Raw genomic sequence first — 24852 nt, forward strand, 5'->3', positions numbered from 1 at the left:
CCAACTGTTTTGCGTGCCCCCTCTGCGATTGGTTGCTTCTGAGGGCGCCGTGGTGATGACCGGATTTGTCGGCTTCTCGACATTGTCGCGTCGCAACCCGTGTCGCGGTCATTCCTGTCCGAACCGCTTCAGTACGGAATCGAACGGGACAAAGGTGCGGCCCGGCGTGGCAGGTTTGTTCGGATCGTGGTCTTTGAGCACCTTGAAGACCCGATGCGTGAGCGGCGAGGAAATCGCGAAGTCCTCGTAAGCGCGTTCGAGCGTCGCCCGCACCCGCGCGGCAATCACCTGGTCGGGCAGACCGGAGAAATCTTCTTCGGCAAGGTATTGGCCCACGCGCTTCATGATGTGGAGCCGCGAGACATTCAGCACTTTCGGGTCATAGGAGACGCCAAGGACTGCAAAGAACTCCTCCGCAGCCGACAGTCGCTTCAGTCGTGCGAGGATGTCGGTGACGTCGATGGGGCGGCTGTCAGCGGAACAATTCATTGCATTCTCCCTGGTCGGAAAACTGTGGTGTCGGTGCGCTCGCGCACGGCTGACCTGGACCCGCACAGCTCCGCGAGGGATGCCTCGCTGCACATTCCATCGTAGAGCTCGACCAGTTGAGTTGCAGTGACGGTCGATTTGGTCTCGGCCGCCTCGCGCCGGACGCGGGCCACCATCGCGGCTGCCAGATCCGGGTCGAGATCGCGACCGCTTTCGCTCAGCACATGGGCAATCGCAGTGGCGCCGGAATGCTTGCCGATGACGATACGCCGGCAGCGGCCGACGAGAGCCGGATCGAGCCCCTGATAAGTGCGCGAGTCCTTCAGCAGCCCTGCGACGTGAATGCCGGATTCGTGCGTGAAAACATCGGCGCCGACGACCGGTTTAATGGCCGCGGTTTGCCGGCGGGCGGCCCAAGCCACCTGGGCGGCGAGGTCGGGCAATGCGGTCAGCTCGATGCCGGTATCCGCGCCGTCGAGGACCGCCATCGCGGCGGCCACCTCTTCCAGCGCGGCATTGCCCGCACGCTCGCCGAGCCCCAGGACGGTGACGGACGCATGGCGCGCGCCTGCGCGGATCGCGGCAAGCGTGTTGGCGGCAGCAAGTCCGAGATCGTTGTGCGCATGAAATTCAAGGTCGATTGGAGACTGCGCCACAAGCTCGGCGACAAGTTCGAAGGTCGAAAACGGGTCGAGAACGCCGACTGTGTCGGCTAGCCTGAGGCGGCTTGCGCCGGCGCGTGCAGCCGTCTCGATGACGCGGGCGAGATGATCCCGATTGGCCCGCGAGGCATCCTCGCAGCCCACCGCGACGAAGAAGCCGGCGGCGGCTGCGCGCCTGACCATATGCTCGATGACCTGGAGCGCTCCCGCCTTATCGAGGCCGAGCTTGGCGGCAAGTTGTATGTCCGACGCAGGCAGCGATAGATTGACGGCGTGGACACCGCTCTCGATCGCTGCATCGAGGTCCAGCGACGTCATCCGGCACCAGGCCATGAGCCGAACCGGGAGACGCCGCGCGACCGCGGCGCGAATTGTTTCGATCTCGTCGGCGCCCATGACCGGCGTGCCGATCTCGATCTCTGTGACGCCGGCCGCCGCAAGAGACTCGGCGATCTCCAGCTTTTCCGTCATGGTAAAGGCGACGCCGGGCGCCTGCTCGCCATCGCGCAAGGTCGTATCGTTGAGAAAGACATGGCGGTTCATGAACGGTAGCCTGTTCTGCTGCCGCTCAGGCATAGACCGGATTGAACGTCTTCGGCGCCTCGCCTACCGGCCCCAGGACTGGGAAAGCCACGCAGCTTCTCCACGATTGCCGGCATGACCTCGAGCACCCGGTCGACGTCCGCTTCGCCGTTGTCCCGCGCCAAGGAGAAGCGGACTGCCGCGTGTGGCGTTTTCATCGCGCTCAGGACATGGCTCGGTTCCAGCGAGCCGGAGGTGCAGGCGGAGCCGGAGGAACACGCGATGCCCACGCGGCTGAGGAGAAGTGGAATTCCATCACTTTCGACATGTTCGAAGGAGATGTTTGCGGTGTTGGGCAACCGTTCCAGGGGATCACCAGTGACACAGGTGCTTGGGATGCGCTGGAGAATCCCGTCCTCTAAACGGTCGCGGAGCGACTTTACCCGTGTGGTCTCGTCGTCCATGAATTTCAAGGCGAGTTCGGCCGCCATGCCGAGCCCGACTATGCCGGGCGTATTCTCGGTGCCAGCACGCCGGTTGTGTTCTTGGTGGCCCCCCTTGATCAGCGAGTGGAAATTGACGCCACGTTTTACGAAAAGCGCGCCGATCCCTTTCGGCCCGTGCAGCTTGTGGCCGGAGAGCGACAGCATGTCGATTGCGACCGACTTCAGGTTCATCGGAAGCTTGCCGACCGCCTGCACAGCATCGGTATGGAAAAGGGCGCCCACTTCCTTGGCCAACTCGGCAAGCCTGGCCACGGGGAAGATCACACCAGTCTCATTGTTCGCCCACATTATCGAGACGATTGCCACCTGTGGGGTGAGGGCGGCCATATAGGCGTCGAGGTCGAGCCGGCCACGGCAATCCACCGGGATCCTGTGCACCTTGACGCGGCGGGTCTTCTCAAGATGCGCGCAGAGCGTCAGCACGGCGGGATGCTCGACCGCGGACGTCACGATCTCGGTTCGGTTGGGCGCCGCCTCGAGCGCCGAAAGAAGCGCTGCATTGTCGCTTTCTGTCCCACCCGAGGTGAAGGTGATCTCATCGTCGAACTCCGCGCCGATCAGAGCTTGCAACTGCCTCCGCGCCTTTCTCACCGCCGCACTGACTGAGGCGCCAAGAGCGTGCGCCGACGAAGGGTTGCCGAATTGATCCCTAAAGAACGGCAACATCGCTTGCACGACCTCAGGATCGACCCGTGTGGTTGCGTTGTTGTCGAGGTAGACAGGTTTCATGTGCGATCCTCAGTTGACCGGAATGACGCGAGCGCGCGACCGCCTCATTGAGCCTCTGGCGTATGCCGTTGATGATGATGGGCCCGAACTGGCAGCCAGCGCAGACGCCCGAGAGTTTGACGTAGACCGGATCGGCGTCGACATGGACAAGTCCGCAGTCGCCGCCGTCAGCCCGCAGGCAAGGACACCCGAACACGACAACGTTATCGATAAGCCGAATTTGGCGCAGCGGCGCGATTTGGCCGCCAGCAGCTCGTGTGCCACCAGGAACCGAACTGTTTCGGGAGGCGACGTTCTTTGCATCCTACCGGAACCGATTGCCGGTCCCAAGATCGGCTTCGACCTTGCCTTGTTCTTGAGGACAGGGACATCTGTTGTGCCGGCCATATAAGCCTCCTCTGCCGCAAATGAGTCCGTCGGCGGCAATCGCTCCATGGACCCGCGAGGCGCTTCGGGCGATCAACTGAAGGACTTGCCGCAGCCGCACTTCTCGCGCGCGTTGGGATTATCGAAGACAAAGCCGGAAGATTCGAGCCCGGTGAGGAAGTCGACGGTCATGCCGGCGACATGGGCTTGGGAGCCCGCGTCCACGAACAGCTTGATCCCATCTGTCTCGGTGATCGCGTCGCCCTCGCGCGACACGCTCTCCAGGCCCATTAAGTATTTGAAGCCGGCGCAGCCGCCGGCCTGGACCATGATGCGAAAGCCTTCCGCCGGCTCGCTGGCGCGGGAAAGAGCAGTCTTGATGGCGGCAACAGCGTTGTCGGTGAGCGTAATCATGGGTCCATTCTCCTCAGTCCGGGACCTGCTTGCGCATCACGTTGCATGCACCGTGCCAAAGCGAAAAAACGTTTCAACACAGCGCGGCATCTCTGACACTGCCGTGGTTCTTGTGCGTCCATTGCTGCGAAGGTGTCGGGCAACCGACACGTATTGTCGGGTTTGTCGGGTCCGCCACGAGGGATGTTGGGCCTGAGTTCTTGGCTGAACTCACATTAAACCAATGACCATTACAGAAGACTTCTTCTGAGCTTGCTCCGGCGCGATTGGCACGGTTTTTGAAGCTCCATTTGGCGAGGCGGCAAGAGACTGCCGATCCACAATCATGTCGTGGGTGCCCTCGCGATCGATGGGGCGAAGCAAGGGAGCAACATGTCAGGACTGGGTCAGATACGCTTTGTTTGGCAAAGCAGCGCCGCCCGTGGCATCCGAATGCCCGATTGGCCGATTGCGACAACACCCACAATCGCTCACCACCGCCCAGTGGCCGCCGGTCGGCTCGACGGGATTCCATCGGCAGGTGCCTGCTCGTGTCACTCGGGTCTCGCCGCTCCGATAGCACCCCCGGTTTTCGCGCGGGTGCGACGACGTGCGCACGCTGTCCAGCGACACTTTGTTCACGGGCCAGCAGCAGATCAGGGTCGAGCATTACGGCGCGCCCTATCGGCTGAAGATTCACCGGCAGGGCAGCTGATCCTCACACGTAGGTGGAAGCAGGGGTAAGACATGGACCAGCGCGAGAAACCGTCGCCGGACGAAATCCGGCGGGCGTGCGAAGACAATCCGAAAATCCGGGAGCATGATCTCGCCGCTCGATTGGGCATTTCGGAAGCCGAATTGGTCGCGGCGCATTGTGGTCACGGCGCGGTGCGCATCGAGCCGCGCGTCGATGATCTGCTGACCGGCCTCGAAGCGGTCGGCGAGGTGATGGCGGTCACCCGCAACCAAAGTGCCGTGCACCAAAAGATCGGCGTCTACGACAAAGTGGTCACCGGCAACCCGCATGCCATGGTGCTCGGCGACGAGATCGACCTGCGCATCTTCCCGAAAGCGTGGGCGTATGGCTTCGCCGTCGAGAAGCGCGAGGGAGCCGAGATCCGCCGCAGCCTGCAATTCTTTGATGCCACCGGCGAGGCGATGCACAAAGTACATCTCAGGCCCGCCTCGAACCTGCAGGCCTATCAGAATCTGGCGGCAGAGCTCGCATCCTCCGACCAGGAGCCGATCATATCGGTCGAGGCGAGCGGGGTGCGCGATAACGCAGTGAGTCCAGACCAAGCCGCCACGGTCGACGACCTACGCGAGCACTGGAGCCGGCTGAGCGACGTGCATCAGTTCTACCATATGTTGAAGGCACTGAAGCTCAGCCGCTGCCAGGCGATGCGTATGGCCGACGAGGATTACGCCTGGCTGCTCGACAATGATGCCGTTGGCGCCCTGTTCCAACAGGCGGCCGAAGACGAGATGCCGATCATGTGCTTTGTCGGCAATCATGGTTGCATCCAGATCCATTCCGGCCCGATCAAGTCGGTCAAGCAGATCGGGCCGCGGATCAATGTGCTCGACGAGACCTTCCATCTGCATCTTAGGACCCATCACATCCGCGAGGTCTGGGCCGTGCGCAAGCCGACGAGGGACGGTCACGTCACGTCCATTGAAGCCTATGGCGCCGACGGCAAGATGATCATCCAGTTCTTCGGCACGCGCATGGAAGGCGAACGCGAGCGCAGCGACTGGCGGTTTCTGGCCGAGAGTCTGCCACGCGTTCCCGGTCCGACCGACAGGGATGTGTAGAGCCGACAGGCCCTCGGAATGAACCGGCCGCCATAGGACTCGGCACCACGTTCCGACAGCGGCTCGCGAGGAAATTTAGGTCCATGTGCGGAAAAGCTTGCCGTCGTAGCGCATACGCACGGTCAGATGATGCACGCCGGAATCGACGGCATCGATACAGTCAAGCTAGTCGTCGCCGGACCGGTGCGCACGAGTGCATCGCCGTCTGAGGGAAATCCTTGCAGCGGCTAAAACAACGCATATGCCATCAGCGCCGAACCGAAGCGGAAGCGCCGCCAGGTCTTGTCGGACCGCACCCGAACCTTGCGCTGGGTCGCGTCGTTGCTCAATCCGGGCCGTGCGAGCGATCTCCTCGCTCGTCGACCGGAAGGCTGTGCAGCAGCAGCCAAGCCGAACAGCCCGATGTCGCGGACTCGACAAACCGACCACGGATGTCGGTTGTCGGACGTTGTCCTAAGAATGATGGACAGGTGATCATCAGCGGCGGGCCTAGTGCAGGCTGGCATTGCTTGGTGCAGCGCCATGGGTACGCCTATCCGGCACGCGACTTGCTTCGACAATTTGATCAGCAGGGCATCAGCAGTGCGTCACGGAGCTCAGAGGTGATTGACCAGCCTCTCAACCCTAACGGGGATAAGCGGCGGCTTTGCTTCATGACCGCAGCGCGGCGGAGATGCCCCTTCTGATCGACTTCGCAACCGATCTCATCCGCGCTGGTGCAGGTGGGCTGTATCAGGCGACAGAATCTAGAAGGCGCCCGACAAGAGACGTGCCCATGCTGGAAATCGACTTTATGAACAGCGGTGCAATCTCAATCGAGCCATGAACGCCAATGTAGAGAAAACAAAATGGCGACCAACCCCGTTCCAGATCATGTCCCGCCCGAAATGGTGAGGGACTTCAGCCTGTTTACATCGCCAGGGATGCCACCAACACCCAACGGGGATCCACACGCAGCTGTCGCTTGCGTACATGACGGGCCTCCGATCTTTTACTCCCGCTACAACACGCAAGATGGCCGGGGTACCTGGGTCATCACCCGTGCCGCGGACCAGCGGAAGGTGCTGCAGGACGCAGAGACTTTTTCCAGCCATCGCAGCATCTTCTCCTCCATACTGGGTGAAAACTGGCCGACGATCCCGCTTGAGCTCGATCCACCGGCCCATGGCGTCTTTCGCTCACTGCTCAATCCGCTGCTTTCGCCAAAGCGGGTGTTGGCTTTGGAACCGGCTGTCCGCGAACGGGCGGTCGAGCTGATCGAAAGGATCGCCGCGTCGGGCACAAGCTGCGACGTGATGAAGGATTTTGCCTTTCCTTTCGCGGTGAGCACCTTTCTTCGCTTTCTGGGGTTGCCCGATGACCGACTCGATACATTCGTCGGCTGGGGGAAAGATCTGCTCCACGGCGACGATAAGGAACGACCTGTGGCTGCCCGGACGATCGTGGCATTCATCGACGAACTTGCAGCCATGCGCCGCCAGGAGGCGGTTGACGATTTCATGACCTTTATCGTGCAGGCACAGGTCGAGGGCCGCCGGCTGACGGACACCCAAGTCCGCGGCATCGGCGTGCTTGTCTTCGTCGCTGGGCTCGACACGGTCGCAGCAGCTATAGGCTTTGACTTGGCGTACCTCGCGCGCAACCTCAAAGATCAGCAATTGCTGCGGAGCGAACCGGACCGCATCCCGCTCGCAACCGAAGAATTGCTGCGGGCCTATCCGCCCATTCAGTTGATCCGCGTGGCTACGAAAGATATCGACTTCGAAGGCGCGCCGATCCGGAAGGGGGACTATGTTTCCTGCGCCACGATGATTGCCAATCGTGACCCGGCGGAATTCGAATGCCCCAACACAATCGATTTGGAGCGTGAGGACAACCGCCACGCAGCGTTTGGCTATGGTCCCCACCGTTGCCTTGGCTCACACCTTGCCCGGCGGGAGATTGTCATTGGGCTGGAGGAGTGGCTGGCGCGCATCCCGGCTTTCAGGATCAAGCAGGGTACGGCACCCATAACCTCTGGCGGCCATGTATTCGGGATCGAAAATTTGATCCTGGACTGGTCCTAGGCCCGCCCCGGCCCGGGCACAGACAATGGAGGCAGCGCCATGCGCATCATCGTCCAAAATGCCAAATGCCAGGGTCACGCGCGATGCGCGGCGCAAGCGCCGGACATCTTCAAGCTTGATGACGACGGTTACATCCTGCCTGGTAACATTGAAGTTGCGGAAGGGGAGGAGCTGCCTGCATCGCGAGGCGCGCGATCCTGCCCCGAACGGGCGCTCGAACTCGACCGTACACCGGCTGCGCGGGTTGAATAGGACGTCATTCAAGTCGGGAGTCAGGCGGGCTTGAATGGGGTCGACCACGTGGCCGCACTGGAAAGAACAGCACGCGACCTCTGTCCCAGCACGGTCCACGTCCAACTCCGCGGGGGCATTTCCAGCGCCAGTGTTCCCCTGAGGCGCAAACGGCAGGGCGGGGGTTCGCGAAACACCTCTTCCAATCACAGAATTTGCGACAGAGCCGATCGACGAAAACTACCGAACTACTCGACCGCGAGGCGATCCGCGACTGCCTCTACCCGAAGAACTGCCCGACCCATGTTGCGGCCGGCCGGGTCACTGCATGACTTGATAGGACAAACCAGGAGAACGGCACCATATTTGCCCAACACTATGCCCGGCTCAGCACCGGCCGATGGCCGCAGATCGAGCTGGAGAGGAGGTTCGACCAGCATGTGCTTGCCTGTGTGCTTTCACGTGCGCTCGAGGAGATCGAGGCCGGCGAGGCGACGGCGACGGAGGCAACCGGCCTTGCGCGCGCCGAGCTGCGCGATGTCCTGGCCCGCTGTTTCCCTGCTTTTCCTATCAACGCGTTTGCCTTGGAAGAGGTGCGCGAGCCCGAGCCGGATCTGGAGGAAGAACTTCTGCGCGGACTGCTGCTGGCGCATGCCCGGCCGCGCGATCCGGCAAGCGCCCGCTTCGCCAAGATCATCGCCCGGCGTGCCATGCGCAATGACCATCTCTGGCAGGACCTTGGCCTTTTTAGTCGAAGCGACCTCGGCCGCCTGCTCGCCGCGCATTTTCCGACGCTGGCGGCCGGCAACACCCAAAACATGAAATGGAAGAAATACTTTTACCGCAAGCTCTGCGAGGCCGAAGGTTTTTCGCTGTGCAGCGCGCCCAGTTGCCGGGTATGCAATGATTTCGAAAGCTGCTTCGGCCCGGAGGAAGGCGAAAGCCGCTTCACACGGATCAAGAACGGCGTCGCCTCGGATTGAGAGCCGCTTTCGTCAGTCGTACAGCGCCAGCGCTCGCGCCGCCCCATCTGTCTCCTGTCGAATGTCGACGGACGCCTTCGGGGATTTGAATGCTGTGCCTGCTGTCCGATTGCTCGCGATGCTCGCTTCGGCGGGCGCCGTCATCATGGCGGTGCACGACCCGACCCGCACCCGTCGCCGAGCCTCGGAGACATCCATCCCGCCGAAGCGGGCCTTCCAGTTTTAAATCGAGGCGTCGCTGACCCCGTGCTTGCGGCACAGATCGGCAACCGATACCCCGGCCTCATGTTCCTTCAAAAGTCCGATAATCTGCTCTTCAGAGAAGCGGCTACGTTTCATGTCCTGGTCCTCTCGATGGGCCAGAACGAACTTCAAACCGGATTAGATCAGAGGGGCAAGGTCAAGCCCTACCAATTCGTGGATGCACTCATGGCCGCTTGGATCTGGCCGGCTAGCGTTCAGGCTGATGATGGCAAGACGGCGTGATGGGGAAGCGCACCGAATACAAAGACCAACACCGCACGCTTAACGGTGAGTCCTACTCATTCGAAGTATACGAGCAAAACGACATGATCCATGTCCAAGGCAACGGTGACAAACGATCGACCGCCAAACCGGCGTCCGGCGATGCCGGCACAGTGATCATCAATGATTTGATCGCAGAGCTTTTCAGGCGATGCAGGATCAAACCTGTCGGACACTGACAAGAATGGCGGGGCATTTTTACTCCGCATTTCTCTTCTCTTAGGGTGTCCAGTGCCCGCTTCCCTATCCTTTGTCGCGCCCCGTTAGGCATTCCACGCTTTGTCTAATACAATTTTGACTCGCTTTAGGGAGTCGGCCGTGCGCGGGCAAACGAATTTATAGGCCTTCACTTCATAGCGGGGTGCACCCCTTGCCGTGATTGCCTTTATCGCGGCCGCCAATTCCAGCAGCTTTGATTGGTCCCCACGGTTGATCACGATCGCGGGGAACCCATACGATCCTGGACTTGTGTTCGCTTTCAACCAAGCCTCTACCGCAGGACTCTTTGGCACTTGGCTGCCAATCGAGAGGTCCACACGGTCGCGGGTCTTTACATCAGCCGTGATTTGACAAAACCATCCGAACAGTTTGTTCCGCGCGTCATAGTCTCCCTCGTTCCGATCATCGACAATAAATCGTGATGCGGTGTCTAGATTCTTCTGACGCTTGTCGGCAAAGTGCCCATACTCGTCAAGAAACACTTGCTTCAGCGCTCGGGCAAAAAAGTCAGCGGTCATATTAGTCCCTCCAAAACCCACAGTTCTTTCAGTAGCCGAGCCGCCTCCCTCCGTGCAAGGAGCTTGACCTCAGTGGTTCCTGGTTTGTTCTTATCGTGCCCATGGTGAGGCGTAGTGGCGGCCCATCGCCGACAAGAATCGATCGTGAGTGGCCCTATCAGCTCGCGCTGCTTGACGGTCCTTGTGTCGATCGGACCTTCACGCTGATCAGGGATTTTTGCCACCAGCGCGGCCTTGCCTTCCTGATCAGGCACGCGACGGCGATCTGGTCGAATGGCAGGGAAGAGCTTTTCCGGCTTCATTGCTTCGCCGATCTTGCATCGGCCGAAGCGTTCCGTGACCATTTCAGCGGCGTCATGTTCGACCCAAGGATGGACCGGGCAGACGGGAAAGCGCGTGGTGCATGGCACCGAAGCGAACCATGGCAAAGAGTGTTGGACCTTGGCCCGCTTAGCGTGCGGGCGAGCCTAAGAGATTAGAGGGGTGCAAATATGTGCCGCCAGCGCCGACCGACCAGAAGCCCGCCGCTCGCGCGGTAGGGCTTGGATTTGCCCCTATTTCATTTTGACCTGCCACTGAGTTTTTCCTCCATCTGAGATTAGAGTCCGGCCCTTGATTGAAGGACGGACTGATGAAGAGAAAGCGGTTCACGGAAGAGCAGATCATTGCGGTTCTGCGCGAGCATGAGGCGGGTGCAAAGGCGGGCGATCTGGCCCGCAAGCATGGGATCTCGGAGGCGACGCTGTATAACTGGAAGGCCAAGTACGGCGGGATGGACGTCTCCGACGCCAAGCGGCTGAAGGCCCTGGAAGACGAGAACGCCAAGCTGAAGAAGCTGCTCGCCGACCAGATGCTCGAAGCCTCGGCGCTGCGTGAGCTTCTGTCAAAAAAATGGTAGGGCCCGCCGTCAAGCGCGAAGCCGTCGCGCATCTGCAGGCCGTCATGGGCTTGTCGGAGCGTCGGGCCTGTTCCTTTGTGGGCGCTGATCGCAAGATGATCCGCTACCAGTCCCGGCGTCCACCCGAGACGCAGTTGCGCGGCAGGTTGCGTGACCTCGCCAACGAGCGCCGACGCTTTGGCTACCGGCGGCTGTTCATCCTGCTCAGGCGCGAGGGCGAGGCATCTGGGGTCAACCGCATCTATCGGCTCTACCGCGAGGAGGGCCTGACGGTGCGCAAGCGCCGGGCAAGGCGGCGAGCGGTCGGCACGCGGGCGCCGATCCTGGTCGAGGCAAAGCCGAACGCGCGCTGGTCGCTGGATTTCGTGCATGACCAGTTCGCCTGCGGCCGGAGGTTCCGCGTGCTCAACATCGTCGACGACGTGACGCGCGAATGCCTGGCCGCGATCCCGGACACCTCGATCTCCGGCCGTCGGGTTGCCCGTGAACTGACGGAACTGATCGCCCACCGCGGCAAGCCGGGCATGATCGTCTCCGACCACGGCACCGAGTTCACCTCGAACGCCATCCTCGCCTGGTCGAAGGATTACAGGATCGAATGGCACTACATCGCGCCGGGCAAGCCGATGCAGAACGGTTACGTCGAGAGCTTCAACGGCCGGATGCGCGACGAGCTGTTGAACGAGAGCCTGTTCTTCGGCCTCGACCACGCTCGCAGCGCCATCGCCGAATGGAGGGAGGACTTCAACACCGCCAGGCCACATTCCTCGCTTGGCTACCAGACCCCGGCAGCCTATGCCGAGGTCATCACCGCAACCGGCTCCGACGCTGCGCCGATCGAAGGCTCCGCGCCTCCGCCGGTTGCTTTACCCGCGCCAAACGGCGTAACAGAAATGGTCGCAGCTCTAATCGCAACTGGATGACAGTTCAGTGGCAGGTCAGATAAGGGCGAAAGATGCCAATCTATCCGGAGCTAATCTAAGTAGTGCCTCTATCGTTGGCGCCGATTTTTGTAACGCTGACCTTTCCGGTGTCGTCTTTCCTGCGGTGATGGTAGCCGTGAAACTTAATAATTCCAATTTGAGAAACGCAAAAATAGGTTTTAGAGGATCACGCGTTGACTTTAGTTCAGCAAACATTAGCGGAGCTGACTTTATCGGAGGAATATTTGGAGAGGACATAAAATTTGACAATGTGACATACGATGAGCAAACACGATTTGATAATGTAGAAATTCTCAGGAGCACATCTAGGTATCCCGTTTTTAGCAGATATAACTATTCTGGCGGTAAGCTTGTTCGAAAAGACGGAGCGACTGCAGCTGCGGCTCCCAGCGAAAAAGAGAGCAGTGAAGATAAGGAGGACGACTTAAGATCGGACAGTTCTCCGGATGCCAACACCTCCAACCGCAAGGGCAATTCTGGCGACCTTGCAAGAACGATCGAGATCCGGCTAGCCGAAGCGCCGAAAGGTTTCGCTCTTATGGCAGCCATGCTCTCTGCTGCGGTGCGGGAAGAGTTAGAGGAAATGCAGTCTTCGCGCCCAAACAGGCCCGACGATCTCGCTCGCTTCGAAGGGCTTACAAACTTTTTAGAGGAATTAGCAAAGTCTCTTGATCGTTAGCTGAAGCTATCGAACAAGCCGGCAAGAACCCCGGTAGTGGCGACTATTCGTCGGCTCGCGAAATTGTCACTGCAATTAGAGATCGGATAGAGAGTTGGGCGAGCGAAAACAAGGGCATGGTCGCGGGAATTTGGCGAACTGGCATTTATTGGTGTGAGCATGCCGTTTTTAACACTCTGCGGAGCGCCTGCAACTTACGCAGCGTTGATGAGCATGGCCACTTTTGGTGGGGCGAAGTTGATCGAAGTCGTGAAAGATTTCGCTAAGAAGAGTGGCGACAACGACTAGGGATGAAGCGCCGCCACGAAGGGGAGAAAAATGCCACTAGCGGAACATTCGGCCTTTAGAAGGCCGGCAAAGGAACAGGTTCTATGGCGATATATAAATTTCCCGAAATTCGCCTCAATGATTACAACGAAAACTCTTTGGTTTTCTAACATGCACACTCTGAGCGTGGATGATCCATATGAGGGAATATTGCCAGCCGGAAATTATGCCCATCGCCAGTGGAACAACGAAGCCGACGTTCCACAAAAAAAATTAAACGACATAAAACGAGGAAGTTTCATCGGCAAAGGTGGAGATATCAATAGCGATATTAAAGCATACAAAGCGTTGTTAGATAATGAGGTTGATGAAGCATATAATGCTCGAAAAGAAAATTATATTAATTGCTGGCATATTTCGAGTTATGAGTCTGCTTCGATGTGGCACATTTATGGGGAGAGGCAGTTTGGGATTGCGGTGACCAGTGACATTAATTCTATAGCAAAAGCATTCAACGCAACCAAGGAAGAGATATTCGCCGGGAGCGTCGATTACATAGACTATGAATCAGAAACTTTAGACATGTCCAATGGGTTCATTCCGGCTTTACACAAACGTCTAAGCTTCGGGCATGAAAAAGAGATGAGGCTTCTCATTTGGGACTTTTCTGACAGCGAGATGGATGTCCTATTTCCGTTGAACGGGACATTGCGCGTCATGAAAGGAGAGCGACCAAAAGCTGAGCGCGACAAAATTGATCCCGCGCCCGGCAAGGCTGTCCGGTGTGATTTATCAGAACTGATCCTGGGCATATATGTTTCGCCAGCATCCCCTATATGGTTTGAAGACGCCGTCAGGTCGTTTTGCGAGCTAGCGCGCATAGACAAAAGAATCGCCAGATCGGACCTCTTGGCAGGGCCAGTTCGTTGAACCGCGCACTCGCGATTGCGGCCTAAAAAGGTGCCCTAGAATACCTTACATTAAAAAAATGAATTTCCTGTAAGCATTGATTTTGTTCAATAAAGATAGAATGGCTGGGAAACCTGGATTCGAACCAGGACTAACGGAGGCAGAGACGGATCTATCCGTTGTTTTTGCTAGGAAATGCAGCCGTGTTGCAGCCGTGTTGCAGCCTTCGTTAGGAAAGCAGTCGAGCCTCGATCTCAGAGACTGCCGTCTGATCGGCGGCGTCATCTTCGAAAAGATGGCCATAAGTGTCGAACGTCACCCTGATCGAGCTGTGTCCCATATCGTCTGTACACGCTTCGGCGAGAGCTTCTGTTGGATGAAGAGGCTCGCCGCCGCATGACGCAGCGCATGAAAATTGTACTTGGCGATTTTCATTGGAGCACCGTCAGCATCGCGCCTGACGGGGTGAAAACTAAATAGCCCAGCACCAACGAGGAGGGGCGTCCAGACGCGCGCAAGAATGTTGTGGTGGTCGAGCGGCATTCCTTCGTCGGACGCAAAGACATTCACTGCTGGTCTATGTCGCGTCCTAATGATGCCATCTGCCTGGTTGGTGCTGTTTAGCACCCGCGTCGGCCTAGGGCTTCGCGCGATCGACGACAATACGGCCGCCGTTGACACCACTGGCATTTCGCGACCTGTCTGCGCTATCGTGCGGCATCTTCGCCGGCGTTCTGACGGGCAAGGCCGGCGCGTAGCTGTCGCTCGCCCAGAATGCCGGCTTGTCGTGAAGGATATGACCGCCAGCAAGGGTTCCATCGCGCTGGCAGCGTCATCGTCGCCAAATGGAAACCGGTGCCGGCGAGGTTCGCGTGTCTGGCGGCGAAGGTCGCCATGACCCGGAGGTGAAGCCGGCGAGGCGCTTGCGCTGGTCCATGCTAATCGCGCCGCGCCGTGCATGCGATTGCATCTCTCGTCCCGTTGCGCTGGTGAGGCCTCTTCTGTCAGGCGGTCTAGGTTTCGCGCTTCGGGCCTAGCAGGAATACTGTCAGGGCGGCGAGGGACGTGGCAATAGCACTGTAGGCAATGCCACTGGTAATCCCGGCATTGTCCACCAATAGTCCGCCGAAAATGGCGCCGGCTGCGATTGCCACTTGGAACGCTACGACCATCAGCACACCGGCGCTTTCGACCTGCTCAGGAGGGGCGCCCCGCACCATCCACGTCTGCAATCCCACCGGCACCGCGCCGAAGGCCAAGCCCCACGCGGCAACCGCCAGCGCCGAGGCCGAGGCCGATGATCCCGCCGTCAGCAGCGAGACAGCGGATATCGCTATGAGCAGCGGTGCCAGGGCCGCGACTGCCTTGAGACTGTACTCGGCCAGAAGCCCGCCGGCTAAATTGCCGAAGAAGCCGCCGATGCCAAAAGCAAGCAACACTAGCGAGATCGTCTCGACATCGAGCGCGGGAACCTTCTCGAGGAAGGCGCGGATATAGGTGAAGCCGGCGAAGTGGCCGGAAGCGACCAGCAGGACCACCAAAAGCGCGACCTTGATCATCGGATTCTTGGCCACATGCAGCAGGCTGCGGAAGCTAACCACTCCAACCGGAGGCAGCCTCGGAATGGTTATGAGTTGCACCAGCAGTGTAGCGGCGCCGACGACCGCGGCGAGCATGAAGGCGCTTCGCCATCCCCAGATATCGCCGACATAGGCGCCGATTGGAGCTGCGCAAACGGTAGCGACGGAAACGCCGGTGAGGATGATCGACATGGCGCGCGGCAGGAGGTGGCTTGGAACGAGCCGCATCGCCAGTGCTGCCGACACCGACCAGAAGCCTCCGAGCGCTATGCCGAGCACGACGCGTGCAGTCAGGAGAACCGCCAGCGACCACGCGCCGGCCGCCAGAACGTCCGACAGTATCAGCAGCAGCGTCATCGCCCACATGACGATCCTGCGGTCCAGGCGCTTTGTGATGATGGCCACCGTCGGCGCCGAGATCGCCCCGACGATAGCGGTCGCCGTCATCGCCTGTCCAGCCGCACCCTCGGTGATACCGAGATCATGCGCGAGCGGCGTGAGCAGGCTGACAGGCAGAAACTCTGCCGTCACCAGCCCGAAGATGCCCAAGGAAAGCGAAATTACCGCACCCCAGGCGGGACCAGACGGTTGGTCGGGCCTTTCTGGGTCGTGCAGAACAGCGTCCACGACGCCTGCCGCGGATTGGGTCATGAACGAAGTCTCCACTTTGGATGCCCTGCAACATGATGTTGGCTGCCTTGACCCAAATTAAAAACACAAGCGCCTTTCCCGGCGGCGTTGCACGGAGGAGGGGATGTTCATTGCCTCGCGATATTTTGTGACGGTGCGGCGCGCAACATCGATGCCGGTTTCCTTCAGCCGAACAGCGATGTCATCGTCGGAAAGCACGTCCCCGTGAGATTCTGCGGCAATTATCGCTTTGATCCGATGGCGGACAGCTTCGGCGGAGTGCGCATCGCCGCCTTGGCAGGACGCGATCGCGACGGTAAAAAAATACTTCAGTTCAAAGACTCCGCGCGGGGTAAGCATGTACTTGTTCGAGGTCACCCGGCTTACCGTCGACTCGTGCACGCCGATCGCGTCAGCGACGGTTCTGAGATTGAGAGGCCGCAGGTGGGCGACGCCATGTTCCAAAAAGGCATCCTGCTGACGCACGATTTCAGCCGCAACCTTAACAATGGTCTTGGCGCGCTGATCGAGGCTGCGGATCAGCCAGGTCGCGTTTTGCAAGCATTCGTCGAGAAATGCTTTATCCTTCGCACTTTGGGCAGTTTGACGCGAGACTTCGGCATAGTAGCTTTGGTTGATCAGCAGCTTTGGCAGTGTGGCGGGATCGAGTTCGATCTGCCACCCGCCTTCCGGCGAGGGCGTGACCCAGACGTCGGGTATGATTGATTCAGACGCACCGGATTGGAATCGATTTCCAGGCTTGGGATCGAGCGCCCGAATCTCATGCATCATGTCGAGAAGGTCGTCTTCATCGACGCCGCAATGCTGCTTCAGTGCCTGAAAATCACGTCGCGCAAGCATTTCAAGATTGGCAACCAAAGCTGCCATTGCCGGGTCGAACCGGTCTCGCTGGCGCAACTGGATTTCGAGGCATTCTCCGAGAGTTCGCGCAAAAATTCCCGGTGGATCAAAGTGCTGCAAGGCTCCGAGAACCCGTTCCACATCAGCCTCCCGGACATTCAGGCTCTCGGCCAGCTCCAAAAGGTTTGCCCGAAGATAGCCAGTGTCTTCCAGATCGGCGGCAAGCTGGCCAGCGATCAGCCGCTCCTGTGGTGTGAACGCGGTGAGGGCGATCTGACGAGCGACATGGTCGTGCAATGTTTCGGCGAGGGTGGCAAACTCGTCGAGGGAAGGGCCATTACCCGGCGGGTTGTTGGTCGTGTTGCGAAGTGATTTCCATTGCCCGAGCCGTTCAGGCGACCCGGCCCCGGTCGGTCCGTCAACGGCGTTTGCGCGTGGGCCGACAGGCTGATCCGCTCCCGAAATCGAAACATCGCCAAAAGGCCCGCCATCGTTTGACGCAGATTCCAAGAGCGGATTCTTCTCGATTTCCCGCTCCACGAACTGATGCAGTTCAGTATGCGCCAGTTGCAGCAAGCGAATCGACTCAATGAGTTGAGGCGATGCGACCATGGATTGCTTCTGGCGCTGAAGCAGGCTTGCTGAGGATTGCATGGTGAGCGCGATAATCCTGTCGAGGAGCCTCTTGGGGCGGGCAATGGCACCAGTGAGACGTTTTCTAGGTCATGCGGCGGCTTTCAGCGTTTCGAGAACGTTTTGCGGGGATGAGACGCCATAGGGGTCGGCCTCGCAGTTGTCGGAGAAACCTTCCTCCTCGAACCACTGCTCCACCACGCCATTGTTGATCAGGGCGGCGTAGCGCCAGGAGCGCATCCCGAAGCCGAGATTGTCCTTGGCCACCAGCATGCCCATCTTGCGTGTGAACTCGCCTGAGCCATCGGGAATGAGCTCGACCTTCTGCAGGCCCAAGGACTTCCCCCACGCATTCATGACGAAGGCATCGTTGACGGAGACGCAGTAAATCGCGTCAATTCCCTCCTTCTCAAACTCATCATAGAGCTCTTCGAAATTGGGCAGTTGGTAGGTCGAGCAGGTCGGAGTGAAGGCGCCAGGCAGCGAGAACAGGATGACGCGCTTGCCGGCAAAGTAGTCGTCAGATGTCTTTTCTTCCCAGCGATATGGATTTGGGCCCTGGACTGACTCATCGCGAATACGCGTGAGAAAGGTGACGAAGGGAACCTTCTTTTGAACGGTCATCAACTTGCTCCTCAGGAAAAAACTGGCGCGCCGGATTCTGGCAGAGGCTGGCGCAATACCGAGCAAAGGCTCGTATGCCGGGCATGAAATGAGGCCCTTGCGGCTCGCACCCTCCTTTTTCCATCCCGACGTAGGGGAACGTCTTGGCTGCTGGTCTTCGTCACCCGAACGCCATCGATCTGAGCAAGTGGAGGCTGTCGAGCCGCTGGGGCAATCTTTCCACGGCTATGGCGCCGGAAGCGGCATCCATCGCTCGCGCTTGTGCCCGGGACAAAGTGATAGCGGGCCCGAAGTAGCCAATATCGGACGCGTATGGAGGCCTCAAATGTGACTTCACGCAAGCGACCCGCGTTACTGACCTGGTTCGGCGTATTGTCGAAGTTTGCCAGTGACCCGCCGACCTTGGCTTCGGTGGCTCTTTGATGGGACTCTTGGGCACTCACATGTTGATCAGAACCGGCAAACGGCAATTGCGCGAGCGCCACGTGTTGGCGTGCCGGCATCGGACCAGCCGTGCGCAAAGCGGCTGCCGAGGAGGGACCCCCGGAGGAGATGATGTACCGATGTTCAGCGGGAACAGGCACCGTCTCCTCAGGCCACGGTCTAGAGCTTCGCGTGTCGGGCATGGCGCAAGTCGCTTTCATCGTGTTTTGATGGGCTCTGACCAGGAGCAGCAAGCGGCGTGCCATTTCAAATAGAGATGCTTTTGGAGCGATCCTTTCTTGGGAGGACCGTGTCTTCAAGACCGGGCCTATAAGCGCCTCGTCAGCACGCACGACAAGGGTGCTGTATGGTGCGGATATGCGGCGCTTCCGCACCGGCTGGACAAAGACGAACCGAAAGCCGAGCCGATGCCCTACCTCAGACCGGCGGGCACTGCAGCGATTTCGTAGCGTCTGCCGCAAACGTGTTCTTGCGTGCGCAGGCTCGGCTTTCGCGAACATGCGCCTGTCGCAGCAACCATGAGCGCGCGCTTCGGCAAGCGCCTGACTCCGTCAGGATCGAATTCCCCAATCGTGTCTATTTGCCACCCTCTTATGTTCGAAACTGGACCAGAATGTCGCAAGCCCGACCGAAAGGTCGCCCAGCGCGTACTATCCGACACTGTTCTGTCGCCTTTGTTGGTCCGCGACGCCGGCCTATTTCGCCGAGCTCTTGTCTGGCCTCAGGCTAACCCAGTGAAAAGCAATCACAATTTTTTTCTTCTGCTGGGCCGGCCAAATTGGCACGAGTTTTGAAGCTCCTTCGTTGCGGGCCGGGAGCCGCCGACCGACCTTCATTTCGTGGATGGCACCGCGATCGATGGAACGAAGAAAGAAAAGCAAAATGTCAAATCCGCGTCGGATAGCGTCTATGGACAGGGGGTCCTCGGCGAAACCGCCCCCTACCAAACAGCTCGCCGCCCTTGTCGACCCTTGCGCAGGAAATCTTGGCCGGCGGCGAGTCAAAGGCCCACCACACCGACTTTATCCTGACCTCGAAGGTGCAGGATAACGTTCTGCATCTCGCCGCGCGATGTGCCTAGACAGGTACGCGTTAGCCGATCTTGATAATCGGTCTGCCTTCGGACGACGTCGTCTACAGCCGTCTTAGGTCTTCGCTGCCGCAGCGCCCGCCGGTCACCTTCCGCCCTTCCATCGCTATAGAGTGAAGTGCCACCATGTCCGAACAACCTTTGCCGACGCTGCCGATGTGGCGCGTCGATCACATTGAGCCCTCGCCCGAGATGTTGGCGCTACGCGCCAACGGTCCGATCCACCACGTGCGCTTCCCGTCCGGGCACGAAGGCTGGTGGGTCACAGGCTATGACGAGGCCAAGGCGGTGTTGTCCGACGCGGCGTTCCGGCCCTCGGGAATGCCGCCGGCGGCATTCACCCCGGATTCGGTGATTCTCGGATCGCCGGGGTGGCTGGTCTCGCACGAGGGGGGCGAGCATGCCCGGTTACGCACGATCGTGGCGCCGGCCTTCAGCAACCGCAGGGTGAAGCTGCTCGAGCAGCAGGTCGAGGCGATCGCCGCGCAGTCGTTCGAGACACTGGCGGCCCAGCCCCAGCCCGCCGACCTGCGGCGCCACCTCTCCTTTCCGCTTCCGGCCATGGTCATCAGCGCGCTGATGGGCGTGCTCTACGAGGATCACGCCTTTTTCGCCGGGCTGTCCGACGAGGTGATGACGCACCAGCATGAAAGCGGCCCGCGCAGCGCGTCGCGCCTGGCCTGGGAAGAACTGCGCGCCTACATTCGCGGCAAGATGCGGGACAAGCGCCAGGATCCGGGCGACAACCTGCTGACGGATCTGCTCGCGGCGGTCGACCAGGGCAAGGCGACCGAGGAAGAGGCGATCGGCTTGGCGGCGGGAATGCTGGTGGCGGGGCACGAGAGCACCGTCGCGCAGATCGAATTCGGCCTGCTGGCCATGTTCCGCCATCCGCAACAGCGCGAACGCCTGGTCGGCGATCCATCTCTGGTGGATAAGGCGGTGGAGGAAATCCTGCGCATGTACCCGCCGGGCGCGGGTTGGGACGGCATCATGCGCTATCCGAGCACCGACGTGACCATCGCGGGCGTGCATATTCCCGCGGAGAGCAAGGTGCTGGTCGGCCTGCCGGCGACGTCGTTCGATGCGCGCCATTTCGACGACCCGGAAATCTTCGACATCGGACGCGACGAAAACCCGCACCTGGCGTTCTCCCATGGGCCGCACTACTGCATCGGCGCGGCGCTGGCCAGGCTGGAACTCAAGGTGGTGTTCGGTTCGATCTTCCAGCGCTTTCCCGCGCTGCGCCTGGCCGTGGCGCCCGAAGAACTGAAGTTGCGCAAGGAGATCATCACTGGCGGGTTCGAGGAGTTCCCGGTGCTCTGGTGATGCGCGGACGCCGCCGGGAATCGCGATCTTCTCCGCAATTGCCGGCGCGCCTGGCGCGCGCCGGTCAGATCAGCCAGCCAACAGGTAACCAAGATGGACGTGCAAGAAACCACGGCAACATGCCGGGACGCCTTCGCCGAACTGGCGTCGCCAGCCTGCATCCACGACCCGTATCCATTCATGCGGTGGTTGCGCGAGCACGATCCGGTGCATCGCGCGGCGTCGGGCCTCTTTCTGTTGAGCCGCCACGCCGACATCTACTGGGCGCTCAAGGCCACGGGCGATGCTTTTCGGGGACCGGCGCCGGGCGAACTGGCGCGCTATTTCCCGCGTGCGGCGACCAGCCTGTCACTCAATCTGCTGGCGTCCACGCTAGCGATGAAGGAACCACCGACGCATACGCGTCTGCGCCGGCTGATCTCGCGCGATTTCACCATGGGCCAGATCGACAACCTGAGGCCGACCATCGCTCGCATCGTCGCAGCGCGCCTGGACGGCATGGCGCCCGCGCTGGAGCGCGGGGAGGCGGTGGACCTGCATCGGGAATTCGCGCTGGCCTTGCCCATGCTGGTTTTCGGCGAACTGTTCGGCATGCCCCAGGACGACATGTTGGGGCTCGTCGCCGGCATCAGCGCCATTCTGGAAGGCCTGAGCCCGCACGCCAGCGATCCCCAGCTCGCCGCGGCGGACGCGGCCAGCGCCAGGGTGCAGGCCTACTTCGGCGACCTCATACAGCGCAAGCGCACCGATTCCCGCCACGACATCGTGTCAATGCTGGTCGGCGCACACGACGACGATGCCGACATGCTGTCGGATGCGGAGTTGATCAGCATGCTGTGGGGCATGCTGCTGGGCGGCTTCGCCACCACTGCTGCGGCCATCGACCATGCGGTCCTGGCGATGCTGGCGTATCCCGAACAGCGGCACTGGCTGCAGGGAGATGCCGTGGGGGTGAAGGCATTCGTCGAAGAAGTCCTGCGCTACGACGCGCCCGCCATGTTCAGCTCCATTCCGCGTATCGCCCAGCGCGACATCGAACTGGGCGGCGTGGTGATCCCGAAGAACGCGGACGTGCGCGTGCTGATCGCGGCCGGCAATCGCGACCCGGACGCCTTCGCCGATCCCGACCGCTTCGATCCCGTGCGGTTCTACGGCACCAGTCCTGGCATGTCGATCGACGGGAAGATCATGCTGAGCTTCGGCCACGGCATCCACTTCTGCCTCGGTGCGCAACTGGCCCGGGTGCAGTTGGCCGAGAGCCTGCCGCGGATCCAGGCGCGCTTCCCCACGCTGGCATTGGCCGAGCAGCCGACCCGGGAGCCCTCCGCGTTCCTTAGGACGTTCCGCGCGCTGCCGGTGCGGCTGCATGGGCAGGAGGGCTGAGATGCGCGTCCTGGTCGATCAGGATCTGTGCGGAACTACCGGGCAGTGCGTGCTGACGCTGCCGGGCACCTTTCGCCAGCGCGAACCGGACGGCGTGGCCGAAGTGTGCGTGGCGACGGTCCCGCAGGCGCTGCACGCCGCCGTGCGGCTTGCGGCCAACCAGTGCCCGGTCGCCGCCATTCGAGTCATCGAAAGCGACGCTGGCCATGACGAGTGCGCCAGCGCCGACCCTGCGCCTTCTCCGGCGCAGGCCAAGCGGCATGCTGCGAAAGACCAATGCAGTTCAGGAGACACGATGGGACGGTTTGAAGGCAAAGTGGCCGTGGTGACCGGCGCCGGCGCCGGCATTGGCAAGGCATGCGCTCTCGCCATCGCGCGCGGGGGCGGCAGAGTGGTGGTGGCCGACATTGATGGCTCGGCGGCCATCGCCTGCACCGCGCAGATCGCGGCCGAAGCAGGCCACGCGCTGCCCATAGCCATGGATATCGCCGATGAGCAGGCGGTGGCAGCGCTGTTCGAGAGGGCGGAGCGGCACTTCGGGGGGGTCGACCTGCTGGTGAACAATGCGAGCGCCATGCATCTGACCCCGCGCGACCGCGCGATCCTCGACCTGGACCTGGCGGTCTGGGACCAGACCATGGCGACCAATCTGCGCGGCACGCTGCTCTGCTGCCGGCAGGCCATCCCACGGATGATCGCCCGTGGCGGTGGCGCGATCGTCAACATGTCGTCGTGCCAGGGGCTCAGCGGTGATACCGCGCAAACGTCCTACGCCGCCTCGAAGGCGGCGATGAACATGCTGTCGGCCTCGCTCGCCACCCAGTACGGTCACTCGCAGATCCGCTGCAACGCGGTTGCGCCGGGTCTTATCATGACCGAGCGTCTCCTTGGCAAGCTGGACGAGTGCATGCAACGGCATCTGCGCCGGCACCAGCTCCTGCCGCGCGTCGGCCGTCCCGAGGACGTGGCCGCGGTCGTGGCGTTCCTGCTCTCCGACGATGCTGCGTTCATCACCGGCCAGGTCGTGTGCATCGATGGCGGCATGCTGGCGCATGTGCCGACATACGCCGACGGTGGCAACAGCTGCGCCGCGCGCCCTGCCGGCGACACCGAATCGGCGGCGGCGGCGCGCTGCTGATGGACATACTACTCAACCCCCTCAACCGTCGGCACCGGCTGCGATGCGACATCCCGGTCATGCCTGGCGCTTTCCCCCTGGTCGGGCATCTTCCCGCCATTGTCTGCGACCTGCCGCGCCTGCTGCAGCGCGCAGAACGGACGCTGGGCAGCCACTTCTGGCTGGATTTCGGCCCTGCCGGACACCTGATGACCTGCGTGCATCCGGATGCGTTCGCACTGCTCCGGCACAAGGACGTGTCCTCGGCGCTGATCGAAGAGATCGCGCCCGAATTGCTTGGCGGAACGTTGGTTGCCCAGGACGGCCGCGCGCACCGGCAAGCGCGCGATGCGATCAAGGCGGCGTTCCTGCCCAAGGGGCTGACCCAGGCCGGCATCGGCGACCTGTTCGCGCCCGTCATCTGGGCGCGGGTGCAGGCGTGGCGCGCCCGCGGCGAGGTAACCATCCTGCGCGAAACCGGCGACCTGATGCTCAAGCTCATCTTCAGCCTCATGGGAATCCCCGCGCAGGACCTGCCGGGATGGCATCGCAAATACCGGCAACTGCTGCAGTTGATCGTCGCGCCCCCGGTCGACCTGCCCGGACTGCCCTTGCGGCGAGGCCGCGCCGCCCGCGACTGGATCGACGCGCAGTTGCGCCAGTTCGTCCGCGACGCGCGCGCGCATGCCGCGCGCACCGGGTTGATCAACGACATGGTGAGCGCCTTCGACCGCAGCGACGATGCGCTTTCCGATGACGTTCTGGTCGCCAATATCCGCTTGCTGCTGCTTGCCGGTCACGACACCACTGCCTCGACGATGGCCTGGATGGTGATCGAGCTGGCGCGGCAGCCTGTGCTGTGGGACGCCCTGGTCGAGGAGGCGCAACGCGTGGGCGCGGTGCCGACCCGGCACGCGGACCTGGCACAGTGTCCGGTCGCCGAGGCGCTGTTCCGGGAGACGCTGCGCCTGCATCCGGCGACCACGCTCCTGCCGCGTCGCGCCCTGCAGGAATTGCAACTCGGCCAACGGCGCATTCCCGCGGGCACCCATCTGTGCATCCCGCTGCTGCATTTCTCGACCTCGGCGCTGATGTACGAGGCGCCTGATCAGTTCCGCCTGGCGCGGTGGCTGCAACGCACGGAGCCGATCCGGCCGGTGGACATGCTGCAGTTCGGTACCGGCCCACACGTCTGCATCGGCTACCACCTGGTATGGCTGGAAATGGTGCAGTTCTGCATCGCCTTGGCGCTGATCATGCACAAGGCCGGGGTGCGGCCGCAGTTGCTGAGCGGCGTCGAAAAAGGCCGGCGCTATTACCCGACCGCACATCCGTCCATGGCAATCCGCATCGGCTTCTCATGAGCTGGCATCGCATGCCCCGTGTGGCGAGGCAGCGGCGCCGGCGACGCGCGGCATTGCTGCACTCTGCGCGCGCGCT

General features: G+C 61.1%; 24 protein-coding genes and 2 pseudogenes. 14 read left to right on the forward strand and 12 right to left on the reverse strand.

The genetic code is table 11. From position 1 onward, the window contains the following. Nucleotides 1-108: 108 nt before the first annotated feature. From nifW to NKH90_RS22785, 5 genes are all read right to left on the reverse strand, one after another. Nucleotides 109-489, reverse strand: a complete 381-nt coding sequence (gene nifW, locus NKH90_RS22765; protein ID WP_352491471.1) for a nitrogenase stabilizing/protective protein NifW — start codon at nucleotides 487-489, stop codon at nucleotides 109-111. Beyond that, on the reverse strand, nucleotides 486-1694 hold the full coding sequence (nifV, locus tag NKH90_RS22770) for a homocitrate synthase (protein WP_352491470.1): 1209 nt from the start codon (nucleotides 1692-1694) through the stop codon (nucleotides 486-488). The genes nifW and nifV overlap by 4 nt, the downstream gene beginning before the upstream one ends. Further along, nucleotides 1691-2908, reverse strand: coding sequence for a cysteine desulfurase NifS (gene nifS, locus NKH90_RS22775; protein ID WP_352820994.1), 1218 nt, complete (start codon nucleotides 2906-2908; stop codon nucleotides 1691-1693). Before nifS ends, nifV begins: the two co-directional genes overlap by 4 nt. Continuing rightward, nucleotides 2859-3104: a NifU family protein gene (locus NKH90_RS22780; protein ID WP_352491468.1), complete on the reverse strand. Its 246-nt coding sequence runs from the start codon at nucleotides 3102-3104 to the stop codon at nucleotides 2859-2861. The genes nifS and NKH90_RS22780 overlap by 50 nt, the downstream gene beginning before the upstream one ends. Before the next feature lie 263 nt (nucleotides 3105-3367). Continuing rightward, complete coding sequence (locus NKH90_RS22785; protein ID WP_352820997.1) at nucleotides 3368-3688, reverse strand: HesB/IscA family protein; 321 nt, start codon at nucleotides 3686-3688, stop codon at nucleotides 3368-3370. 589 nt (nucleotides 3689-4277) lie between these two features. Between NKH90_RS22785 and hemP the strand changes: the two genes are divergently transcribed. The 5 genes from hemP to NKH90_RS22810 all read left to right on the forward strand — a co-directional run bounded on the left by hemP (nucleotide 4278) and on the right by NKH90_RS22810 (nucleotide 8762). Beyond that, a complete protein-coding gene (hemP, locus tag NKH90_RS22790; protein WP_023678236.1) occupies nucleotides 4278-4382 on the forward strand; it encodes a hemin uptake protein HemP in 105 nt (34 codons plus the stop codon). Nucleotides 4383-4414: 32 nt separating this feature from the next. Further along, on the forward strand, nucleotides 4415-5482 hold the full coding sequence (locus NKH90_RS22795) for a hemin-degrading factor (RefSeq protein ID WP_352821000.1): 1068 nt from the start codon (nucleotides 4415-4417) through the stop codon (nucleotides 5480-5482). Between the two features lie 848 nt (nucleotides 5483-6330). Next, the gene (locus NKH90_RS22800) at nucleotides 6331-7548 is read left to right on the forward strand and encodes a cytochrome P450 (RefSeq protein ID WP_352548234.1); all 1218 of its coding nucleotides are present in this window, start codon (nucleotides 6331-6333) and stop codon (nucleotides 7546-7548) included. A gap of 39 nt (nucleotides 7549-7587) precedes the next feature. Further along, nucleotides 7588-7800, forward strand: a complete 213-nt coding sequence (locus NKH90_RS22805) for a ferredoxin (RefSeq protein WP_352821002.1) — start codon at nucleotides 7588-7590, stop codon at nucleotides 7798-7800. A gap of 341 nt (nucleotides 7801-8141) precedes the next feature. Further along, the gene (locus NKH90_RS22810) at nucleotides 8142-8762 is read left to right on the forward strand and encodes a nitrogen fixation protein NifQ (RefSeq protein WP_352821090.1); all 621 of its coding nucleotides are present in this window, start codon (nucleotides 8142-8144) and stop codon (nucleotides 8760-8762) included. 225 nt (nucleotides 8763-8987) lie between these two features. Here the strand turns inward: NKH90_RS22810 and NKH90_RS22815 are convergent. After that, nucleotides 8988-9101 (reverse strand): annotated as a pseudogene (locus tag NKH90_RS22815) (transposase); the annotation flags it as partial. A gap of 146 nt (nucleotides 9102-9247) precedes the next feature. Between NKH90_RS22815 and NKH90_RS22820 the strand changes: the two are divergent. Next, entirely contained in the window at nucleotides 9248-9466 is a 219-nt protein-coding gene (locus NKH90_RS22820) for a hypothetical protein (protein WP_352639894.1), read from the forward strand. Nucleotides 9467-9550: 84 nt separating this feature from the next. Here the strand turns inward: NKH90_RS22820 and NKH90_RS22825 are convergent, their stop codons facing one another. Beyond that, entirely contained in the window at nucleotides 9551-10024 is a 474-nt protein-coding gene (locus tag NKH90_RS22825) for a hypothetical protein (RefSeq protein ID WP_352821006.1), read from the reverse strand. After that, the gene (locus tag NKH90_RS22830) at nucleotides 10021-10368 is read right to left on the reverse strand and encodes a hypothetical protein (RefSeq protein ID WP_352639890.1); all 348 of its coding nucleotides are present in this window, start codon (nucleotides 10366-10368) and stop codon (nucleotides 10021-10023) included. Before NKH90_RS22830 ends, NKH90_RS22825 begins: the two co-directional genes overlap by 4 nt. A gap of 287 nt (nucleotides 10369-10655) precedes the next feature. Here NKH90_RS22830 and NKH90_RS22835 point away from each other — a divergent pair. From NKH90_RS22835 to NKH90_RS22845, 3 genes are all read left to right on the forward strand, one after another. Next, a protein-coding gene (locus NKH90_RS22835; RefSeq protein WP_352821009.1) for an IS3 family transposase occupies nucleotides 10656-11845 on the forward strand; the annotation gives its coding sequence in 2 pieces (ribosomal slippage) (nucleotides 10656-10908 and nucleotides 10908-11845; 1191 coding nt in all). 7 nt (nucleotides 11846-11852) lie between these two features. After that, nucleotides 11853-12545: a pentapeptide repeat-containing protein gene (locus tag NKH90_RS22840; protein ID WP_352821012.1), complete on the forward strand. Its 693-nt coding sequence runs from the start codon at nucleotides 11853-11855 to the stop codon at nucleotides 12543-12545. Nucleotides 12546-12863: 318 nt separating this feature from the next. After that, the gene (locus NKH90_RS22845) at nucleotides 12864-13742 is read left to right on the forward strand and encodes a hypothetical protein (protein ID WP_352821015.1); all 879 of its coding nucleotides are present in this window, start codon (nucleotides 12864-12866) and stop codon (nucleotides 13740-13742) included. Nucleotides 13743-14036: 294 nt separating this feature from the next. On the opposite strand, the gene NKH90_RS22850 is transcribed toward NKH90_RS22845, so the two are convergent. The 4 genes from NKH90_RS22850 to NKH90_RS22870 all read right to left on the reverse strand — a co-directional run bounded on the left by NKH90_RS22850 (nucleotide 14037) and on the right by NKH90_RS22870 (nucleotide 18049). Beyond that, nucleotides 14037-14291, reverse strand: coding sequence for a hypothetical protein (locus NKH90_RS22850; protein WP_352821018.1), 255 nt, complete (start codon nucleotides 14289-14291; stop codon nucleotides 14037-14039). 443 nt (nucleotides 14292-14734) lie between these two features. Continuing rightward, complete coding sequence (locus tag NKH90_RS22860; protein ID WP_352639853.1) at nucleotides 14735-15952, reverse strand: MFS transporter; 1218 nt, start codon at nucleotides 15950-15952, stop codon at nucleotides 14735-14737. A gap of 57 nt (nucleotides 15953-16009) precedes the next feature. Next, nucleotides 16010-17446: an RNA polymerase factor sigma-54 gene (rpoN, locus tag NKH90_RS22865; protein ID WP_352821022.1), complete on the reverse strand. Its 1437-nt coding sequence runs from the start codon at nucleotides 17444-17446 to the stop codon at nucleotides 16010-16012. Nucleotides 17447-17515: 69 nt separating this feature from the next. After that, complete coding sequence (locus NKH90_RS22870) at nucleotides 17516-18049, reverse strand: peroxiredoxin (RefSeq protein ID WP_352639849.1); 534 nt, start codon at nucleotides 18047-18049, stop codon at nucleotides 17516-17518. A 1660-nt stretch (nucleotides 18050-19709) separates the two neighbouring features. Here NKH90_RS22870 and NKH90_RS22875 point away from each other — a divergent pair. The 5 genes and pseudogenes from NKH90_RS22875 to NKH90_RS22895 all read left to right on the forward strand — a co-directional run bounded on the left by NKH90_RS22875 (nucleotide 19710) and on the right by NKH90_RS22895 (nucleotide 24776). Next, nucleotides 19710-20912 (forward strand): cytochrome P450, encoded by a 1203-nt coding sequence (locus NKH90_RS22875; RefSeq protein WP_352494991.1) that lies wholly within the window; start codon nucleotides 19710-19712, stop codon nucleotides 20910-20912. 93 nt (nucleotides 20913-21005) lie between these two features. Continuing rightward, nucleotides 21006-22295 (forward strand): cytochrome P450, encoded by a 1290-nt coding sequence (locus NKH90_RS22880; RefSeq protein ID WP_352821026.1) that lies wholly within the window; start codon nucleotides 21006-21008, stop codon nucleotides 22293-22295. A gap of 1 nt (nucleotide 22296) precedes the next feature. Continuing rightward, nucleotides 22297-22422 (forward strand): annotated as a pseudogene (locus tag NKH90_RS22885) (ferredoxin); the annotation flags it as partial. Between the two features lie 168 nt (nucleotides 22423-22590). Then, the gene (locus NKH90_RS22890) at nucleotides 22591-23433 is read left to right on the forward strand and encodes an SDR family oxidoreductase (protein ID WP_352821093.1); all 843 of its coding nucleotides are present in this window, start codon (nucleotides 22591-22593) and stop codon (nucleotides 23431-23433) included. Further along, nucleotides 23433-24776, forward strand: a complete 1344-nt coding sequence (locus tag NKH90_RS22895; RefSeq protein ID WP_352821029.1) for a cytochrome P450 — start codon at nucleotides 23433-23435, stop codon at nucleotides 24774-24776. Before NKH90_RS22890 ends, NKH90_RS22895 begins: the two co-directional genes overlap by 1 nt. Nucleotides 24777-24852 lie beyond the last annotated feature (76 nt).

This window comes from Mesorhizobium sp. M0898, from assembly GCF_040319695.1.
Taxonomy (GTDB): Bacteria; Pseudomonadota; Alphaproteobacteria; order Rhizobiales; family Rhizobiaceae; genus Mesorhizobium.

What these genes read in the sequence shown, in the direction of transcription:
- nifW (WP_352491471.1), bottom strand. Translation starts at nt 489, where the DNA reads ATGAATTGTTCCGCTGACAGCCGCCCCATCGACGTCACCGACATCCTC.
- nifV (WP_352491470.1), bottom strand. Translation starts at nt 1,694, where the DNA reads ATGAACCGCCATGTCTTTCTCAACGATACGACCTTGCGCGATGGCGAG.
- nifS (WP_352820994.1), bottom strand. Translation starts at nt 2,908, where the DNA reads ATGAAACCTGTCTACCTCGACAACAACGCAACCACACGGGTCGATCCT.
- NKH90_RS22785 (WP_352820997.1), bottom strand. Translation starts at nt 3,688, where the DNA reads ATGATTACGCTCACCGACAACGCTGTTGCCGCCATCAAGACTGCTCTT.
- NKH90_RS22795 (WP_352821000.1), top strand. Translation starts at nt 4,415, where the DNA reads ATGGACCAGCGCGAGAAACCGTCGCCGGACGAAATCCGGCGGGCGTGC.
- NKH90_RS22800 (WP_352548234.1), top strand. Translation starts at nt 6,331, where the DNA reads ATGGCGACCAACCCCGTTCCAGATCATGTCCCGCCCGAAATGGTGAGG.
- NKH90_RS22805 (WP_352821002.1), top strand. Translation starts at nt 7,588, where the DNA reads ATGCGCATCATCGTCCAAAATGCCAAATGCCAGGGTCACGCGCGATGC.
- NKH90_RS22820 (WP_352639894.1), top strand. Translation starts at nt 9,248, where the DNA reads ATGGGGAAGCGCACCGAATACAAAGACCAACACCGCACGCTTAACGGT.
- NKH90_RS22825 (WP_352821006.1), bottom strand. Translation starts at nt 10,024, where the DNA reads ATGACCGCTGACTTTTTTGCCCGAGCGCTGAAGCAAGTGTTTCTTGAC.
- NKH90_RS22830 (WP_352639890.1), bottom strand. Translation starts at nt 10,368, where the DNA reads ATGGTCACGGAACGCTTCGGCCGATGCAAGATCGGCGAAGCAATGAAG.
- NKH90_RS22845 (WP_352821015.1), top strand. Translation starts at nt 12,864, where the DNA reads ATGCCACTAGCGGAACATTCGGCCTTTAGAAGGCCGGCAAAGGAACAG.
- NKH90_RS22860 (WP_352639853.1), bottom strand. Translation starts at nt 15,952, where the DNA reads ATGACCCAATCCGCGGCAGGCGTCGTGGACGCTGTTCTGCACGACCCA.
- rpoN (WP_352821022.1), bottom strand. Translation starts at nt 17,446, where the DNA reads ATGCAATCCTCAGCAAGCCTGCTTCAGCGCCAGAAGCAATCCATGGTC.
- NKH90_RS22870 (WP_352639849.1), bottom strand. Translation starts at nt 18,049, where the DNA reads ATGACCGTTCAAAAGAAGGTTCCCTTCGTCACCTTTCTCACGCGTATT.
- NKH90_RS22875 (WP_352494991.1), top strand. Translation starts at nt 19,710, where the DNA reads ATGTCCGAACAACCTTTGCCGACGCTGCCGATGTGGCGCGTCGATCAC.
- NKH90_RS22880 (WP_352821026.1), top strand. Translation starts at nt 21,006, where the DNA reads ATGGACGTGCAAGAAACCACGGCAACATGCCGGGACGCCTTCGCCGAA.
- NKH90_RS22890 (WP_352821093.1), top strand. Translation starts at nt 22,591, where the DNA reads ATGGGACGGTTTGAAGGCAAAGTGGCCGTGGTGACCGGCGCCGGCGCC.
- NKH90_RS22895 (WP_352821029.1), top strand. Translation starts at nt 23,433, where the DNA reads ATGGACATACTACTCAACCCCCTCAACCGTCGGCACCGGCTGCGATGC.